Genomic DNA, 16,920 nt, shown 5'->3' with positions numbered 1-16,920 from the left:
CCCGGCCCGGCAGCAGACCGACGCTGGCCCGCCATGCCGATGTGCTGTTGAGCGGTATACCTCAGAGGTATGAATATGACTCTGAGGTATACCGCTCACTACGGCATCCGCCCCCCACGGAGGTGACCGACGGTCACCGCCGGCCGCGCCCACAGCCCCAGCCAGGGTCAGGACTCGCTCGTCTAGTGGGCGCCCAGGTGGGCCAGGAGGTCCTGCCGGGTGAGGACGCCCTTCGGCTTTCCGTCGACGAGGACCAGGGCGGCGTCGGACTTCTCCAGCAGGCCCACCGCCTCGCTCACCGGCTGACCGCCACCGATCATCGGCAGCGGGTCGCCCATGTGCCGCTCGATGGTGTCGTGCAGGTGGGCCTGACCGGTGAAGAGCGCGTCGAGCAGGTCCCGCTCGGCGATCGAGCCGGCCACCTCACCGGTCACCACCGGCGGCTCGGCCTTGAGCACCGGCAGCTGCGAGACGCCGTACTCGCGCATGTAGTCGATGGCGTCGCGAACCGTCTCGGTGGGGTGCACGTGCACCAGCTCGGGCAGGCCGCCCGGCTTGCTGGCCAGCGCGTCGGCCACCGTCGGCTCGGCGCCGGAGTTGTCGAGGAAGCCGTACCGGGCCATCCACGAGTCGTTGAAGATCTTGGAAAGGTAGCCCCGGCCGCCGTCCGGCAGCAGCACCACCACCACGTCGTCCGGGCCGGCCCGGCGGGCGACCTCCAGCGCGGCGACCACCGCCATCCCGCAGGAACCGCCGACCAGCAGCCCCTCCTCGCGGGCCAACCGCCGGGTCATCTCGAAGGACGCCTTGTCGGAGACCTCGACGATCTCGTCGGCGACACCCTGGTCGTACGTCTCCGGCCAGAAGTCCTCGCCGACGCCCTCCACCAGGTAGGGACGGCCGGTGCCGCCGGAGTAGACCGAACCCTCCGGGTCGGCCCCGATGATGCGCACCCGACCCTCGGAGGCCTCCTTCAGGTACCGGCCGATGCCGGAGATGGTGCCGCCGGTGCCGACGCCCGTCACGAAGTGGGTGAGCCCGCCCTCGGTCTGCTTCCACAACTCCGGGCCGGTGGTCTCGTAGTGCGAGCGCGGGTTGGCCGGGTTGCTGTACTGGTTGGGCTTCCAGGCACCGGGAATCTCGCGGGTCAGCCGGTCGGAGACGTTGTAGTACGACCGCGGGTCCTCCGGGGCGACAGCGGTCGGACACACCACCACCTCGGCGCCGTACGCCCGGAGCACGTCCTGCTTGTCCTGGCTGACCTTGTCGGGGCAGACGAACACGCACTTGTAGCCCTTGAGCTGGGCCACCAGGGCCAGCCCGACACCGGTGTTGCCGCTGGTCGGCTCGACGATGGTGCCGCCGGGCCGGAGCAGGCCGGCGGCCTCCGCGTCCTCCACCATCCGCAGCGCGATCCGGTCCTTGACCGAGCCGCCCGGGTTGACGTACTCCACCTTGGCCAGCACGGTGGCCTGGATGCCCGCTGTGACGTTACGCAGACGCACCAGCGGGGTGTTGCCGATCATGTCGACGACATTGTCGTAGAACTGCACGGTGTGCCCTTCGTTGCGGCGCCGGCGACGGCGGCCGGGCAGACGTTTCCTCGCCGCCCAGCGTACGTGTCGTCAGGGCACCAGCCCCCCGGGGATGACCGAGCTGCGCCCGGCCTCCCACTGGAGGAAGCGCTCTGTTTCGGCGAGCACGCTGCCGGCCAACCACGTGATCATGACCGCGTCGTCGGCCAGCCCGAAGATCGCCAGCGGGATCTCCGGGAGCAGGTCGATCGGCGAGACGATGTACGCCGTCGCCGCCGTCATCAGGGCCAGCCGTAGCCCGCCGTCGTACTCCCCCTTGGTGGTGGCCCGGATCATCCGGGGCAGGGCGGCCAGCCGGGTGCCCAGCGACGGCCCTCCGCGTGCCCCGGCCGTCAGTGCCCGCGCCAGGGCCGCGAACGCCGCGCTGCGCTTCAGTGTCTTCCCCATCGTCGCGCTCCTCTCCGCCGAATCAGCGTGGCGGGTCGGCGCAAGTCGGCCGGCCTCTGCCGTACCGATACCCCGCCGCGTCGGTTTCCAGGCACTCGGGTGCCGGCACGACGACAGCGGCATGTCGGGGCGGCGCGATAATGTCGTGGTATGGGGGTGGCTGATTCCGTCGTACCCGGTGAGCGCTGGCGGCAGACGCGGCGGTTCGCCCGGCTGGCGGCGATCGGGACGGGCGCCACCGCGGCGGCCGCGGTGGCGACCGGCGGTGTGCTGCTCGGCCAGGCCCGGCAGGCCCGACGCACCATCCCGATGGCCGAGGCACCGCCACCACGCTGCGACGGGATCTACGGCGCGAAGTTCCCTGGCCCGGCCCTCACCATGGTCGTGCTCGGCGACTCGTCGGCTGCCGGCTACGGGGTGCACCGCCGTCGGGAGACGCCCGGCGCGCTGCTCGCCAACGGCCTGTCCCGTCGACTGCACCGGCCGGTGCGACTGCACCGCTTCGCGGTGGTCGGCGCCATCTCCGCGGCGCTCCGCCACCAGGTGGAGGCGGCGCTGGAGTGCCGACCCGACGTCGCGGTGATCCTCATCGGCGGCAATGACATCACCAACCGGACCCCGCGTGGGCTGGCTGTGCGCTATCTCGTCGAGGCGGTGCACACGCTGCGCGACTCCGGCTGCGAGGTGGTCGTCGGCACCTGCCCCGACCTGGGTGCTATCCGCCCGATCCAGCCGCCGCTGCGGTGGCTGGCGCACCGGTGGAGCCGCCAACTCGCCGCCGCCCAGACGGTCGCGGTGGTGGAGGCGGGCGGTTGGACGGTCTCCCTCGGTGATCTCCTCGGCCCCCGGTTCGCGGCGGAGCCGACCCGGATGTTCGCGTGGGACCGGTTCCATCCCTCCGCCGAGGGGTACGCGATGGCCGCCGCCGCGCTCCTGCCGACGATGCTGTCCGCGCTCGGCGCAGGGCAGGAACGACGGGCCACACCGACGTGGGGAGAGGGCGTACGGTCGCTGCCGGAGGCCGCGCAGGAGGCGGCCCGGCACGCCGGCACCGAGGTCAGCGGCGTCCAGGTCCAGGGCCGCGACCGGGGGCCGGCCGGCCGGTGGGCGAGGTTGCGTCGCCGGGCGTTCTTCGGTGTCGGCGCGGTGCCGCAGCACGGATCCGCTCCGGACGCCTCGACAGTGGAGGGACTGGCATGAACGAACGCAGCGAGCGGGGCGTGACCGCCGGCCTCGCCGGCCGACTGGGTCGGGCGGCGGCGTTCTCGCTGCTCGCCGGCACCGTGGGCGGCGCTGCCGTCCTGGCCGGTGAGGCGTTCGTCGCCCGGCACCGGCGCTACGCCCAACCGGAGCTGGGGCTGGCCCTGCGGGCCACGATCGGCCGGGCGGGCGCACCGCCGCTGCGGCTGGTGCTGCTCGGCGACTCGTCGGCACTCGGCGTGGGTGTCGACCGTCTCGACGACACCATCGGCGGGCAGTTGGCCAACCTGCTCGCCGAGGGCCCGACCGGCCGACGCGTGCACCTGTCCAGCGTCGGCGTCTCGGGTTCCCGCTCGACGGACCTGGCCACCCAGGTGGCCCGGGCCCTGCTCGGTGAACGGCCCGACGTGGCGCTGATCCTGATCGGCGCGAACGACGCCACCGGGCTGCGCCGCCCCTCCGACGCGGCGGCCTACCTCGCCGCCGCTGTGCACCGGCTGCGGGAGGCGCGGGTCGAGGTGGTGGTGGGCACCTGCCCCGATCTCGGCGCGGTGCGTGCCATCGCGCCGCCGCTGCGCCAGGTGGTCGGCTGGTCGGGGCGTCGGATGGCCCGCGCGCAGACCGCCGCCGTGCTGGACGCGGGCGGCTCGGTGGTCGACCTCGCCACCGAGACCGGGCCGGTGTTCCGGGCCGACGCGGGGACGCTCTGCCACGACGGCTTCCACCCCTCCGCCGACGGCTACCGGGTGTGGGCGCACGCGCTGCTGCCCGCCATCGTCGCGGCGGCGGCGGCCACGACCCGGCGCTAGATCGTCCCAGCCAGGGTGACATTTCCCGCCGCGCACGCTCCTTCCGCGTCATGTTACTGACGGGTTAACGTTGGCTCATGCCGATTGAGTCGTCCCGCGACGCCGTCATCGTCGCCACCGCCCGCTCCCCCATCGGCCGGGCGCACAAGGGGTCCCTGCGCGACGTCCGCTCCGACGACCTCGCCGCGACCATCGTCCAGGCGGCTCTGGACAAGATCCCCCAACTCGACCCGACCACGATCGACGACCTCTACCTCGGGTGCGGCCTCCCCGGGGGTGAGCAGGGCTTCAACATGGCCCGGGTGGTGTCCACCCTGCTCGGTCTGGACACTGTGCCCGGTGCCACGCTGACCCGCTACTGCGCCTCGTCGGTGCAGACCACCCGGATGGCGATGCACGCGATCCGGGCCGGCGAGGGCGACGTGTTCGTCTCCGCCGGCGTGGAGATGGTGTCCCGCTACGCCCGGGGCAGCTCCGACGGGCTGCCGCCGGAGGCGCAGGCGCTGGTCGGCGGCGGTTGGGAGAATCCCCGCTTCGGGGCGGCCGGCGAGCGCTCGAAGCGCCGCGCGCAGGGCGGCGCCGAGGTCTGGGCCGACCCGCGTGAGGCCGGCGAGCTGCCCGATATCTACCTGACCATGGGGCAGACCGCGGAAAACCTGGCCCAGGTGTACGACGTGACCCGCGCCGACATGGACGAGTTCGGCGTACGCAGCCAGAACCTCGCCGAGAAGGCCATCACCGACGGCTTCTGGGCCCGGGAGATCACCCCGGTCACCACGCCGGACGGCACCGTGGTGAGCACCGACGACGGCCCCCGTGCCGGCGTCACCCTGGACGCGGTCGCCGGCCTGAAGCCGGTGTTCCGTCCGGACGGTCGGATCACCGCGGGCAACTGCTGCCCGCTCAACGACGGCGCGGCAGCCGTGGTGGTGATGAGCGCCCAGCGGGCCGAGGAGTTGGGGCTGACCCCGTTGGCCCGGATCGTCTCCACCGGTGTGACCGCCCTGTCACCGGAGATCATGGGCCTCGGGCCGGTCGAGGCGTCCCGGCAGGCGCTGCGCCGGGCCGGCATGACCATCGACGACGTCGACCTCGTCGAGATCAACGAGGCGTTCGCGGCGCAGGTCATCCCCTCCTACCGCCAGCTGGGCATCCCGGAGGAGAAGCTGAACGTGATGGGCGGCGCCATCGCGGTCGGTCACCCGTTCGGTATGACCGGCGCCCGGATCACCGGCACCCTGCTCAACGCGCTGGAGTGGCACGACAAGACCATCGGTCTGGAGACCATGTGTGTGGGCGGCGGCCAGGGCATGGCCATGGTGCTCGAACGGCTCAACTGAGCCGGGCCGCCCTCAGAGCGCGCTGCGGGTCGCCGTCACCTCGGCGGCGGCCCGCGCCAGCACCTCGTCGCCGGCTCCGGTGGCCCGCAGGTCGGCCGTCACCACCCGTAACTGGTCGGGCAGCGCCAGGTCGTTGTCGAGCCGGGGCACGGTCCGGCGCGGCTCGCCCTCGGCGTCGGCGGCCAGGTTGGCCAGCTCCTGCACCAACCGGTGCACCAGGTCGGCGCGGGGCACGTTGCCGGTGGTCGCGACCGCCGCCCAGCGCGGCTGCTGCCAGTGCCCGACCTGACTGACCAGCAACCGCACGGCCTGATCCAACTCCGCTGCGCTCATCGGCACCGAGTCTACGGCCGGCCGGCGCACCGGTCACCGACGCAGGTAGCTGAGCAGCCGCAGCAGCTGCCAGTAGAGGAAAACCAAACCGGTGAGCAGGCCGAACGCGCTCAGCCACGCGTACCGGCGGGGTCGACCGTCGCGCACCGAGCGCTCGACGAGGTCGAAGTCCAGGATGAAACTGAACGCCCCGGCGATGATGGCCACCACCGAGAAGGCGTACGGCAGCCAGCCCACCTGCCCACTGACGCTGTATACCGCCAGACCCGGCCGGCCGGAGATCAGGTACGACACCAGGTTGACCACGCTGAGCACGGCGATCCCGAGCAACGTCCCGATCACCAGGCGGGCCAGCCGGGGCGTCGCCCGGATCACCCTGGCCCGGTAGAGCGCCGCCATGCCGAGGAAGACGCCGAACGTGCCGGCCACCGCCTGCACCACGATGCCCGGGTAGACCTGCTCGAAGGTGCGACTCGCCACCCCGAGCAACAGGCCCTGAAGCACGGCGTAGCCGACGATCGGCACCGGGTTGGTGATGCCTCGCAACGAGATGACAAGGACCAGCGCGATCGAGGCGAGCGCGCTGCCGGCCAGTGCGGCGCCAAGCCAGTCCGCGTCCGGGATCACCGCCCAGGACACCGCCGCCGCCACACCGGTGACCAGCAACAACCCGACGGTACGGGCCACCACGTCGTCGACCGTCATCGGCTCGACGTCGCGGGCGCCGAGCACCCGGGACTCCACCCGGCCGGTCTCGTCCAGCCGGTTGAGCACCGGGTTGTTGCTGCGCACCGCCGCCTCCTTCGCCCGCGTACCCGCCGGGCCTGTGTCAAAGCCCCTGGCCGGCCTGGGCTTAAACACAGGCCCTCGCAGTCACTCTGCCCCGGGCGGACCGGCGGCGGCGGGAAAACGGCGCGGACGACGGCGCCCGCCCCCGCCGAAGCGGGAGCGGGCGCCGGTCGGCAGTGCGGACGAGGTCAGTCGTCGCCCTGGAAGTAGCTCAGCAGGCGCAGGATCTCGATGTAGAGCCAGACCAGGCTGACCAGGATGCCGAACGCGGCCACCCAGGAGTAGCGCTGCGGCAGGCCCATCCGGACGCCGTCCTCGATCTCCTTGAAGCTGAGCACGAAGCTCAGCGAGGCGACCACGATGCAGACCAGACTGAAACCGATGGCCAGCGGGCTGCCGTCCCGCAGGCCGGTGTTGACGCCGAACAGCGCCAGCACCAGGTTGATCATCATGACCGCGAAGAGGCCGGTCATCACCGCGATCATGCCCTTGACGAAGGCCGGGGTGGCCCGGATGACCTTCGCCCGGTAGAGCATCGCCATCAGGAAGAAGATGCCGAAGCTGGCCGCGGCGGCCTGGAGCACGATGCCGTCGTAGGCCGTCTCGAACGCCTTGCTGACCATGCCGACGAAGACACCCTCGACGACCGCGTACGCGATCACCAACGCCGGGTTGGCCATCCGGGAGAACGAAATGATCAAGCCGAGGACGAGGCCGACCACCGCCGCACCGATCCAGGCGGTACCGACCAGCGCGTCGGGCACGAGCACCCAGGCGGCTGCGGCGGTGATGCCCAGGATGCCGAGCAGGGCGACCGTCTTGACGACCACGTCGTCGACGGTCATGGGCGCCACGGTCGGCGGCGCGGCCGGGTAGCCGGCCTGGGACGGGTACTGCTGGGGAATGCCGGGCTGTCCGTACGGCCCGGCCGGGGCGTACCCGGCGGAGCGCTCCCGCTCGGCCGCTTGGCCGAGCCGGGCGAGCACCGGGTTCGAGGTCTTCACTGTCTGGCCTCCCTCAGGGGGTCGTTTGCACGTGAACGTGCCCTTCAAGAGTAAACGGCGTGGCCAAGTCCTGGTGATCACGAATGAGAATGTGTCGAGCTGGGGGTGCCCGGGGCGGGGGTCGAACCCGCACGCCTTGCGGCAGCCGCTTTTAAGGCGGCCGTGTCTGCCTTTCCACCACCCGGGCGGGTGGCACCGGCGCGTCGACACGCGCGGTGCAGTGTCACCGTAACCGGTTAGCGGCGACCCGACGTACCCAGCAGGGCTTGCCACATTAGGGTCGGTGCCGTGAGCAGCGCAGCCCCCACGGCCCCCGACGCCGCCCCTGAGCAGGCGCTCCGCGTCGCCCGTCGGGTCGACCGCCGGCCTCGGGCCGCCCGCCTGCTGGCCGCCGTCCACCGACACCGGGCGGATCTGCTCGTCGCTCTGGTCTGGGTGGTGCTCGCCGGCTGGCTCACCCACGGGCTGTGGCCCGATCCGTCCGGCCGCACCCTGGCGCTCAACCCGGAGGACCAGACCCTCTACGAATGGTTCCTGGCGGTCGACGCCCGCGCGCTGCTCGGGGACTTCGACCTGCTCACCGACCGACTCAACGCGCCCGACGGCGTCAACCTGATGGCCAACACCACGGTGATCGCGCTCGGCATCGTCTTCGCGCCGGTCACCCTGCTGCTGGGCGCACCGGTCAGCTTCGCGCTGCTCGCCGCCGCCAACCTCGCCGGCACCGCCGCCGCCTGGTACCTGCTGTTGCACCGGATGCTGCGCGCCCGCCGGCTCGCTGCGGCGCTCGGGGCAGGACTGTGCGGCTTCGGCCCCGGCATGGTCTCGCAGACCAACAGCCACCTGCACATGACCGCCCAGTGGCTGGTGCCGGTGATCGTCTGGCTGGTGGTCCGGCTGCTGCGGGCGGCCGACCCGGGGCCGGCGACGCCCGGACGGGCCCGACCCGGCGGGCCGGATCGCCGACGGATGGTCACCTCGGCGGCCGGGCTGGCCGGCGCGGTCAGCGCGCAGGTGTTCATCGGCGAGGAGGTGCTCTTCCTCGCCGCCGTCACGCTGCTGGTGATGGCGATCGGCTACGCCGTGGCGGACCGGGACCTGGCGCGGCGGGCGCTGCCCGGCTTCGCCGGTGGGCTGGCGATCGCCGCCGGGCTCTCCCTGCTGGTGCTCGGCTACCCGCTGTGGTTCCAGTTCGCCGGCCCGCAGGGTGTTGCCGACGGCATGTTCACCCCGGCCTACTTCTCCGCCGACCTGAGCAGCTGGTGGACGGTCTCCCCGCTGTCGGTGGCCGGCAGCGACGAGGCGGCCCGGCTGACCACCGGTCCGGCCGAGTACAACACGTTCCTCGGCTGGCCCCTCCTGCTGGTCACCGTGGCCTGCGCGATCTGGGCCGGGCGACGTCGACTGGTCTTCGCCTGCGTCGTGGCGGGCCTGGTGATGGGTGCGCTCTCGCTCGGCCCCGAGGTGGTGCTCGGTGGCACCAGGACCGCGCTTCCCGGCCCGTACGCCCTGATCGGCGGGCTACCGGTGGTGGATGGCGCGTTGCCGATGCGGTTCGCGCTGGCGTTGCTGCCGATCGTCGCGACACTGCTCGTGCTGGCGGTCGACCGGGCTCTGCGCGGCACCGGTCGGGCCCGACGGCTGGTGCCACTGGCCGTCGGCGCGGCGCTGCTGCCGATCTTCCCCACTCCCCTGCCGACCACCGCACGGCCCGCCGTGCCGGAGTTCATCACCGGCGGCCACTGGCGGCAGTGCGTACCCCCCGGCGGGGTGTTGGTTCCGGTGCCGCTGCCCACGCCCAGGGAACCGGGGCCGATGCGCTGGGCCACCGCCGCCGACGCCGCCTTCAGCCTGCCCGAGGGGTTCTTCATCGGCCCGTACGGGCGGGGCGGCACCGCGGCGATGGGCACCTTCAAGCAGCCCACCTCCGCGCTGCTGGCGGACGTCGCCCGGCGCGGTGACCAACCGGCCATCGGCGACGAGCAGCGCCGGCAGGCCGCCCGGGACGCGGACTTCTGGGGCGCCTCGTGCGTGGCGCTGGCCGACGACGCGCCGCACGCGGAGAGTTTGCGGAGCACCCTGGAGCAGCTCTACGGCCCCGGAACCCGGGTGGCCGACGCCTGGATCTGGCGCGTCTGACCCCCCACCGCCGCACCCGAGAAGGGCCCCTCCCTACCGGAAACGGTAAGAAGAGGCCCTCTCGTGCATCTCTGGGTCAGACGCGCGGTGCGCCGACCGGCTGGGACGCCTCGACGAACTCCTCGCGCGGGTCGTGCAACTGCCCCAGGGCGACCACCTCACGCTTGAGGAAGAACGCCAACGACCAGTCCACCACCACCCGGACCTTGCGGTTGAACGACGGGATCCGGCTCATGTGGTACGTCCGGTGCATGACCCACGCCGGCCAGCCGGTCATCTTGATCCCGTACACCTGGGCGACGCCCTTGTGCAGACCGAGGCTAGCGACGCTACCGACGTGCTTGTGCTTGTAGTTGACCGGCTCGCGGCCTCGGATCACGGCCGTGATGTTGTCGGCCATCCGGGCGGCCTGGCGCACCGCGTGCTGCGCGCTCGGCGAGCAGAAGTTGCCCGGCTCCTTGGTGAGGTCCGGCACGGCGGCGCAGTCGCCGGCGCTCCACGCGCCCTCGACCACCCGGTCGCCGTCGACCACCTGGAGCGTGGGCAGGCAGGTGATCCGCCGACGGTCGTCGCGCGGGAAGTCGGTCGCGTCCAGCATCGGCGACGGCTTCACGCCGGCCGTCCAGACGATCGTGTCGGACCGGAAGCTGTCCCCGTCGGAGAGCTTGACCACCCCGTCGACGCAGGACTCGAGCCGGGTGTCCAGCCGGATGTCCATGTTGCGCTTCATCAGCTGCTGGACGGTGTAGGCGCCCATGTCCCGGTCGACCTCGGGCAGCACCCGCTGGGTCGCCTCGACCAGCACCCAACGAACCTCGTCCTGGTTCAGCTCCGGGTAGTAGCGCAGGGCGTCGCGAGCCATGTCCTCCATCTCGGCGAGCGCCTCGATGCCGGCGTACCCACCGCCGACGAAGGTGAAGGTCAGCGCCGAACGCCGGACGTCCGGGTCGGCCGTGGCGGCCGCCACGTCGAGCCGGTCCAGGACGTGGTTGCGCAGGTAGATCGCCTCGCCGATGGTCTTGAACCCGATGCCCTGCTCGTGCAGGCCGGGGATCGGCAGGGTGCGGGAAACCGACCCCGGGGCCACGACCACGTGGTCGTAGGTGATCTCCCGGGCCGGGCCGCTGATCGGCTGCACGGTGGCCACCTTGCGGTCGTGCTCGATCCGCGTGACAGTGCCAGCCACCAACTTGCACCGCCGCAACTCCTGGCGCAGCGGCACCACGGAGTGCCGTGGGGAGATGTTGCCCGCCGCGGCCTCGGGCAGGAACGGCTGATAGGTCATGTGCGGTTGGGGGTCCACCACCATGACCTCAGCCTCACGGGAGCTGAGCTTCTTCGACAGGCGCAGCGCCGCGTAAAGACCGACGTGCCCGGCACCCACCACAAGGATCCGCTTCGGATTCACGTTGTCTATCTTTCCCCGGCCGGCTCAGGTAATGCCGCTCGCGGCCCCCATCTGTGACGGAGCACAACCCATGTGACCTGCGTAACCCTCAGGTCGCACCGGTCACCGCCGTCGCAGCAGCCAGCCCAGCAACGCCGCCGTGCCCACAGCCAGCAGCAGCCCCAGCACTGTCACCCACTGGTATCCGGCCTCCCCACCCATGCCCGCGGCCTGCAACAACAGCACCCCCAGCACCGCGGTGCCCAGCAGGACACCGCCCGCCCGCAGCAACCACCGGGTGATCAGCGCGGGGTCCACCACCGCGTCGTAGGGCAACAGTGCGGCCAGCGCGCAGAGGGTGTGCGCCAGGTAGAGCAGGGCGGCGACGGCGAGCAGCCGCCAGAGGGCCACCGGGCGGCCGTACCCGTCGGTGGCGAGCAACCACCCGCCGACCGTGACCAACGCCGCGAAAACCGCCCAGACCCGGCGCGGACCGAACGCGGGAAACAGCGCGGCGACCGCCAGGAAGAGGAGCGGGCGGCCGGAAAGCACCTCGGCGGGGAAGGCCAGGGCGAACCCGGCAAACACGATGACGAAGATCCCGGCCCGAACCAGTAGCGGGGCAGCACTGATGCGGGCCACCGCTTGCTGGGCGGCCCGAACCCGCCCGGTCACCGCGTCGATCATCTGCCACCAACCCTCGGAGCCGTCGCCAACCGGGCCACGTCCCGCAACACCTGGTCCAGGCTGCCGGCACCGGCCCAGCGCACCACCGGTACGCCGTGCTCCCGGAGCTGTCCGATCATGACGTCCCGATCCAGGCGCCACAGCCGGTACGCCACCTCGGCCCAGCCCTGGTTCTTCGGCGACGACAGGTCGGTCGGCAGCGTGTCGACGGCCACCACGAACCGGCCGGCGCGGGCCAGCCGGGCGAGCATCTGCGCCGACCGTTCGTCAAGCAGCGGAGTCAACACCACCACCAGCGCGTCCGAGGAGAGCAGTTGCGGGCCGAAGACCTGGTCGTACGGCTCGTGCGAGGACGGGTGGACGTGCACGTCGAGCAGCCACTCCAGAACGGTCAGGTACTGCCGACGCCCGGCGGCCGGACGCAGCCGGCGAGCTGTCGGCCCGTACTCCAGCAGGGAGACCCGGTCGCCGCGGTGCAGGTAGTGCTCGGCGATCGCGGCCGTGGCCCGGACTGTGGTGTCCAGCACCGAGGCGGCGCCGCTCACCCCGCCGGAGCGGCCAGCCTCGGCGAGCACGTCGAGCAGCACCACCACCTCGGCGTCGCGGTCGGAGAGCGTGGCTGCCACGTGCAACTGCCGGGCGCGCAACGACACCCGCCAGTCGATGCGGCGCAGCCGGTCCCCCGGGGCGAAGATCCGTACCCCGGCCAGCTCGCCGCCCTCGCCGGGCCGACGGGAGTGGTGCGCCCCGACCAGCCCGGCGGCGCGGGGCATCGCCTCGACGGCCTCGAACGGCTCGGTACGCGGGTACACCCGCACCCGGACCGGCTCGGTGAGCACCGCCCGGGAGACCAGCAGGCCACCCGCCGTGGCGACCCGGGCACCGGCCGGTCCCACCGGATGCCGGCCCCAGCGCAGGGCGTGGCCGGCCAGTTCCAGATCCGCCACCGTCGCGCTGGGCACCGACGTCACGAACGGCCGGTCGGCGACGGATCGACCCCTACCGCTGGCCGGAGCGCCACCGCCGGTCGGCGTCGTGGCGGCGGGCGACGCGTCGTCGACGATCCCGTCCAGGGCGAAGCCGGCCCGGTCGATGCGCAGCCACGGCGACACGCGGGAACGCACCACCACCAGGTCGTAGTCCACTGTGTCCGGATTGCCGACGCTCACCGCCGCCGTCACGTCGCCGCCCTCGACCAGCGGCCCGTCCTCGCCCTGCGTGATCCACACCTGCGGCAGCGCCGTCGGCCGCCGGCGCAGCGCGTACGCGGTGCCCAGCGCGAACGGGGCGGCCAACACGATCAGGTCGACCCGCCCCAGCAGCACCCCCGCCACCAGCAGCAGGCCGGCGAGCAGCACCGCCCGGCCGAGCGCCCGGGTGGGTGCCCAGCCGGCAGCCGGTTCCGGCTCGGTGGCCGTCGGCACTGTCGGTCCGGTCATCAGCGCCGAGGCCCGCCCGCGGCGTAGCTGGGCAGCGCGCCACTCGCCGGGGCGGGGGTGGCCTCCAGCACCTCGCCGACCACGAACGCCGGATCGACCCGGCGCAACCACATCTCCGGGCGCAGGGTGATCCGGTGGGCCAGGGCGGGAGCCGCCACCTCCTTGACGTCCTCCGGCACCACGTAGTCCCGGCCGCCGAACACCGCGCGGACCCGGGCCAGCAGCAGCAGCGCCAACGATCCCCGAGGGGACGCGCCGACCAGCACCGACGGGTGCTCCCGGGTGGCCGCGGTGAGGGAGACGATGTAGCGGCCGATGGAGTCCTCCACCACCACGTCCTCCAGGGCGGCCTGCATGGCCCGCAGCGTGGCGGCGTCGACCACCGCCTTGATGTCCGCCTCCTCACGGCGGCGGCTCATCCGGCGGCGGAGCACCTCCCACTCCTCCTCGTGCTGCGGGTAACCGAAGGAGACCCGCAGCAGGAACCGGTCCAGCTGGGCCTCGGGCAGCGGGTACGTGCCCTCGTACTCGATCGGGTTGGCGGTGGCCAGCACGTGGAACGGCTCGTCCAGCTTGTAGGTCACCCCCTCCACCGAAACCTGCTTCTCCTGCATCGCCTCCAGCAGCGCGGACTGCGTCTTCGGCGGCGTCCGGTTGATCTCGTCGGCGAGCAGCAGGTTGGTGAAGACCGGCCCGGCCCGGAAGGTGAAGTCGCCGTTGCGCTGGTCGTAGAGGAACGAGCCGGTGACGTCGGCGGGGAGCAGGTCGGGGGTGAACTGCAACCGGCGGAAGTCCAAGCCCAGCGCCTGGGCGAACGAGCGTGCGGTGAGCGTCTTGCCCAGCCCCGGCAGATCTTCGAGCAGCACGTGACCGCCCGCCAGGATGCCGGCGAGGACCAGCTCCAACGCGTCCCGCTTGCCGACCACGACGGTGCCGACGGCGTCCAGGACCGACCGAGCCAGGTGGCCGACCTCGGCGGGGGCAATGCTCCGGTCCACGTCGTTCATCAGATCTTCTCCAGTTCGGCGACGATCACCGCGAGGTCGCGTGGCGACGGGGTGCGGCGAGGCGGGGTCTCCAGGAACGTCCACAGCCGGTCACCCAGCAGGACACGGGCGCGGGCCGGATCCGACTCGCGGGTGACGCCGTGCTTCAGGCGCATCCGCTCGTCGGCCAGTTCACCGATCCGGGGCAGGACCACCCCGGTGAAGCGTTCGGGTCGGGTCGTGGACCAGTCCAGCGGCCATTCCCAGCGATTGATCGCGGTGCGCAACGCGTCCCGGGCACCCCAGTTGTAGCTGCCGTCCTCCTCGCCCGTCCCGCCCCGGCCACCCCCGGGCAGCGGAGGTGGCGGCGCGAGCAGGGCGGTGACCCGGCGGACCGCCAGCACGGCGAGCACCCCGGCAATGAGTACGGGCAGCGAGACCTGGAGGCCAACCGCGCGGAGGCCGACGAGCAACACCGCGACGACCGCGGCGGCCAATGCGAGGGCGCGCACCACGGGACCGGTCCGAGAGCGGGGCGCCTCTGGGCCTCTCGGCGCGGCCTCCTCCTCGAACGCAAGCAGGTCGTCGATGCTGGTGCTGCTCACGGGGTCACCGCCGTGAGCTCTCCACGCAGCCGACGAAGTGCGGCGCGGGCCTGGTCGCGGGTGCGTTCGTCGACCGGGCGGGTGGCGTAGCGGGCCTCCCGGTAGACGTGCGCGAACTCGGCAAGCACGTCGGTGCTGACGATCGCCGGAACGCCGGCCGCCGGGTCACCTCGTAGCAGCCGGCTGACCAGGTCGGTGGGGGTGTCCCCGGCGAGCCGTGGCACGCCGGCCGCGGCGGCGGCCTCCTCCAGGCGCACCCAGCAGGCGATCACCGCCACCCGGGGATCGGTGTCCCGGTCGTCGAGCTCCAACAGGCCGGCGTCGAGGGCGGCGACCACCTCGTGGGCGGTGCCCTCGGCGGTACGCCGGGCCCGCTGCGCCGGCAGGGCCCGGGTGGTGCGGCGCAGTGCGCCCCGGATCAGAATCCAGGACAGGTAACCGAGGGCGGCGAGGATGGCCAGCCCGAGCAGAACCACTGCCACGGTGGCGATCCACTGCGGGATGTGCGCCTGCGTTGCCTCACCGGCCGTACGCGGCTCGACCGGGATGGACGGCGACGGCTCGGCGGTCGGGTACTCGGGCACCCACGGGACGTTCTCCGCGGCCGGCGGGATCCGGCTGGCCCCGATCGACGAGTGCGCGGACGCCAGCGCGGCACCGGCGAGCAGTGCGGCGACCGCGGCGACCGGCCACCACCGGCGAAGCAGGCCGAGCGCCGGACGCAACACCCCCGGCTCGGCGGCCTGCGACGGGGTGGGGGGGCGTGTTCCGTCTGTCATCGCCACCACCCCACGCGTGTCTCAGTCCACCCCGGCCAGCTGCTTAGCCTGGCCGAAGACGTCGTCCAGCATCTTTGGTGTCAGCCGCCCGGTGAAGGTGTTCTGCTGGCTGACGTGGTAGCTGCCCAGCAAGTCCGGAGCGGCTGTGCCGGACCAGTGTGCCCCATGACCGAACGCCGGTCGCGGGCTGGGCGGGCGCTGCCCGTACACCTGGCGAAGCACCGGCCACCACGAGGCCCAGGCGAACGCGCCAAGCGCGACGACGACACGCAGCGTGGGCTCGATCAGCGTGACCTCGCGGTGCAGCCAGGGCGCGCAATTGTCCCGCTCCTGCGGGGTCGGCTTGTTGTCCGGAGGCGCACACCGGACAGCCGAGAAGATCCGCAGGTCCCGCAGGGCCAGCCCGTCGTCGGCGGCGACGCTTGTCGGCTGGTTCGCCAGCCCGGCCCGGTGCAGCGCGGCGAACAACACGTCACCGGACCGGTCACCGGTGAAGATCCGGCCCGTGCGGTTGCCGCCGTGCGCGGCGGGTGCCAGCCCGAGAATGGCGATCCGCGCGTCGTCGGTGCCGAAGCCCGGCACCGGGCGGCCCCAGTACTCCTGGTCGCGGAAGGCAGCCCGGCGGGTGCGCGCGACCTCCTCCCGCCACCGGACCAACCGGGGGCAGGCGAAACAGTCAGTCACCGCCGCGTCCAGGTCGGCCAGGTCGGTCGCCCGCGCTGCGCGGGCGACCACCTGCTCCGGGGTACGCGACTCAGCCAAGCTTGGCCCGGAAGAGTTCCAGGGTGCGGGCCCAGGCGCTGGCGGCGGCGCGCTGGTCGAACGCCTCCGGCCGGTCGTCGTTGAAGAAGGCGTGCGAGGTGCCCGGATAGTCGTAGAGGTGGCAGTCGCCGCCGGCCTCCTCGATCGCCCGGCGGGCGGTCTGCACGCCCTCGGCGGCCGAGGTGCCGTCCTCTTCGGAGCAGTGGACGAGCGCGGCCTTGCCGGCGTAGTCGGCCCAGTCGGGGCGCATCGACTCCCACGGCAGCACCGGATAGAAACCCGCGGTCGCGACGATCCGCTCGGAGACGGTGGCCGACCAGAGGGCGAGGCTGCCACCGGCGCAGAAGCCCACCGCACCGACCTTACCGGTGACCTCGGGCCGCCCGGCGAGATAGTCGGCCGCGCCGGCGATGTCCTTCGCCGCCTCGTCCATCCGCATCGCCATCAGCAGCCGCTGCGCCTCGTCCGGCTCGCTTGTCGTCTCACCGTTGTAGAAATCCGGGGCGAGAGCGACGAAACCGGCCTCGGCGAACCGTTCCGCAACCGACCGGATGTGCGGAACCAGGCCCCACCACTCCTGGATGACGATGACGGCGGGGCTGGCCATGCCACTGGCGGGTATCGCGAGATACCCCTCGCTCGTACCCCCGTTGCTGCGGTAGGTCACCATTTCGCCCAT

Annotated in this window: 17 protein-coding genes and 1 tRNA gene; 4 read left to right on the top strand and 14 right to left on the bottom strand. The window is 72.6% G+C overall.

Annotated features, from left to right (window positions below; genetic code table 11):
- Positions 1–182 precede the first annotated feature (182 nt).
- Together ABZU25_RS04030 and ABZU25_RS04025 are read right to left on the bottom strand one after the other, a co-directional pair.
- Positions 183–1,553 carry a cystathionine beta-synthase gene (locus tag ABZU25_RS04030; protein WP_355027833.1) on the bottom strand — a complete coding sequence of 457 codons (1,371 nt, stop codon included), beginning with the start codon at positions 1,551–1,553 and terminating at the stop codon, positions 183–185.
- A gap of 72 nt (positions 1,554–1,625) precedes the next feature.
- Positions 1,626–1,982, bottom strand: a complete 357-nt coding sequence (locus tag ABZU25_RS04025) for a YkvA family protein (RefSeq protein ID WP_355027832.1) — start codon at positions 1,980–1,982, stop codon at positions 1,626–1,628.
- Positions 1,983–2,132: 150 nt separating this feature from the next.
- Between ABZU25_RS04025 and ABZU25_RS04020 the strand changes: the two genes are divergently transcribed.
- From ABZU25_RS04020 to ABZU25_RS04010, 3 genes are all read left to right on the top strand, one after another.
- The gene (locus ABZU25_RS04020; protein WP_355027831.1) at positions 2,133–3,182 is read left to right on the top strand and encodes an SGNH/GDSL hydrolase family protein; all 1,050 of its coding nucleotides are present in this window, start codon (positions 2,133–2,135) and stop codon (positions 3,180–3,182) included.
- Positions 3,179–3,991, top strand: coding sequence for an SGNH/GDSL hydrolase family protein (locus ABZU25_RS04015; protein WP_355027830.1), 813 nt, complete (start codon positions 3,179–3,181; stop codon positions 3,989–3,991). The genes ABZU25_RS04020 and ABZU25_RS04015 overlap by 4 nt, the downstream gene beginning before the upstream one ends.
- A 77-nt stretch (positions 3,992–4,068) precedes the next feature.
- The gene (locus ABZU25_RS04010) at positions 4,069–5,331 is read left to right on the top strand and encodes an acetyl-CoA C-acetyltransferase (RefSeq protein WP_355027829.1); all 1,263 of its coding nucleotides are present in this window, start codon (positions 4,069–4,071) and stop codon (positions 5,329–5,331) included.
- Positions 5,332–5,343: 12 nt separating this feature from the next.
- Here ABZU25_RS04010 and ABZU25_RS04005 read toward each other — a convergent pair whose 3' ends face one another.
- The 4 genes from ABZU25_RS04005 to ABZU25_RS03990 form a co-directional block, all read right to left on the bottom strand.
- Positions 5,344–5,664 (bottom strand): hypothetical protein, encoded by a 321-nt coding sequence (locus ABZU25_RS04005; protein ID WP_355027828.1) that lies wholly within the window; start codon positions 5,662–5,664, stop codon positions 5,344–5,346.
- Between the two features lie 33 nt (positions 5,665–5,697).
- Positions 5,698–6,456, bottom strand: a complete 759-nt coding sequence (locus tag ABZU25_RS04000; RefSeq protein WP_355027827.1) for a Bax inhibitor-1/YccA family protein — start codon at positions 6,454–6,456, stop codon at positions 5,698–5,700.
- Positions 6,457–6,641: 185 nt separating this feature from the next.
- Positions 6,642–7,457 carry a Bax inhibitor-1/YccA family protein gene (locus tag ABZU25_RS03995; protein ID WP_355027826.1) on the bottom strand — a complete coding sequence of 272 codons (816 nt, stop codon included), beginning with the start codon at positions 7,455–7,457 and terminating at the stop codon, positions 6,642–6,644.
- Between the two features lie 106 nt (positions 7,458–7,563).
- Positions 7,564–7,644 (bottom strand) — tRNA-Leu (locus ABZU25_RS03990).
- A 101-nt stretch (positions 7,645–7,745) separates the two neighbouring features.
- Here ABZU25_RS03990 and ABZU25_RS03985 point away from each other — a divergent pair.
- A complete protein-coding gene (locus ABZU25_RS03985; protein ID WP_355027825.1) occupies positions 7,746–9,596 on the top strand; it encodes a hypothetical protein in 1,851 nt (616 codons plus the stop codon).
- 76 nt (positions 9,597–9,672) lie between these two features.
- Here ABZU25_RS03985 and ABZU25_RS03980 read toward each other — a convergent pair whose 3' ends face one another.
- From ABZU25_RS03980 to ABZU25_RS03945, 8 genes are all read right to left on the bottom strand, one after another.
- Positions 9,673–11,004: an NAD(P)/FAD-dependent oxidoreductase gene (locus ABZU25_RS03980; protein WP_355027824.1), complete on the bottom strand. Its 1,332-nt coding sequence runs from the start codon at positions 11,002–11,004 to the stop codon at positions 9,673–9,675.
- 102 nt (positions 11,005–11,106) lie between these two features.
- Complete coding sequence (locus ABZU25_RS03975) at positions 11,107–11,670, bottom strand: hypothetical protein (RefSeq protein ID WP_355027823.1); 564 nt, start codon at positions 11,668–11,670, stop codon at positions 11,107–11,109.
- Positions 11,667–13,109 (bottom strand): DUF58 domain-containing protein, encoded by a 1,443-nt coding sequence (locus ABZU25_RS03970; protein WP_355027822.1) that lies wholly within the window; start codon positions 13,107–13,109, stop codon positions 11,667–11,669. Before ABZU25_RS03970 ends, ABZU25_RS03975 begins: the two co-directional genes overlap by 4 nt.
- Positions 13,109–14,116 (bottom strand): MoxR family ATPase, encoded by a 1,008-nt coding sequence (locus tag ABZU25_RS03965; protein ID WP_355027821.1) that lies wholly within the window; start codon positions 14,114–14,116, stop codon positions 13,109–13,111. Before ABZU25_RS03965 ends, ABZU25_RS03970 begins: the two co-directional genes overlap by 1 nt.
- A complete protein-coding gene (locus ABZU25_RS03960; RefSeq protein WP_355027820.1) occupies positions 14,116–14,700 on the bottom strand; it encodes a hypothetical protein in 585 nt (194 codons plus the stop codon). Before ABZU25_RS03960 ends, ABZU25_RS03965 begins: the two co-directional genes overlap by 1 nt.
- Positions 14,697–15,479 (bottom strand): DUF4129 domain-containing protein, encoded by a 783-nt coding sequence (locus tag ABZU25_RS03955; RefSeq protein WP_355027819.1) that lies wholly within the window; start codon positions 15,477–15,479, stop codon positions 14,697–14,699. Before ABZU25_RS03955 ends, ABZU25_RS03960 begins: the two co-directional genes overlap by 4 nt.
- A 21-nt stretch (positions 15,480–15,500) precedes the next feature.
- On the bottom strand, positions 15,501–16,214 hold the full coding sequence (locus ABZU25_RS03950; RefSeq protein ID WP_355027995.1) for a uracil-DNA glycosylase: 714 nt from the start codon (positions 16,212–16,214) through the stop codon (positions 15,501–15,503).
- 19 nt (positions 16,215–16,233) lie between these two features.
- The gene (locus tag ABZU25_RS03945; RefSeq protein WP_355027818.1) at positions 16,234–16,920 is read right to left on the bottom strand and encodes a dienelactone hydrolase family protein; all 687 of its coding nucleotides are present in this window, start codon (positions 16,918–16,920) and stop codon (positions 16,234–16,236) included.

Origin of the sequence: Micromonospora sp. NPDC005215 (assembly GCF_040607915.1) — a bacterium.
In the GTDB taxonomy this organism is placed as follows: domain Bacteria; phylum Actinomycetota; class Actinomycetes; order Mycobacteriales; family Micromonosporaceae; genus Micromonospora.
This window is presented reverse-complemented; position numbering and strand designations above follow the sequence as displayed.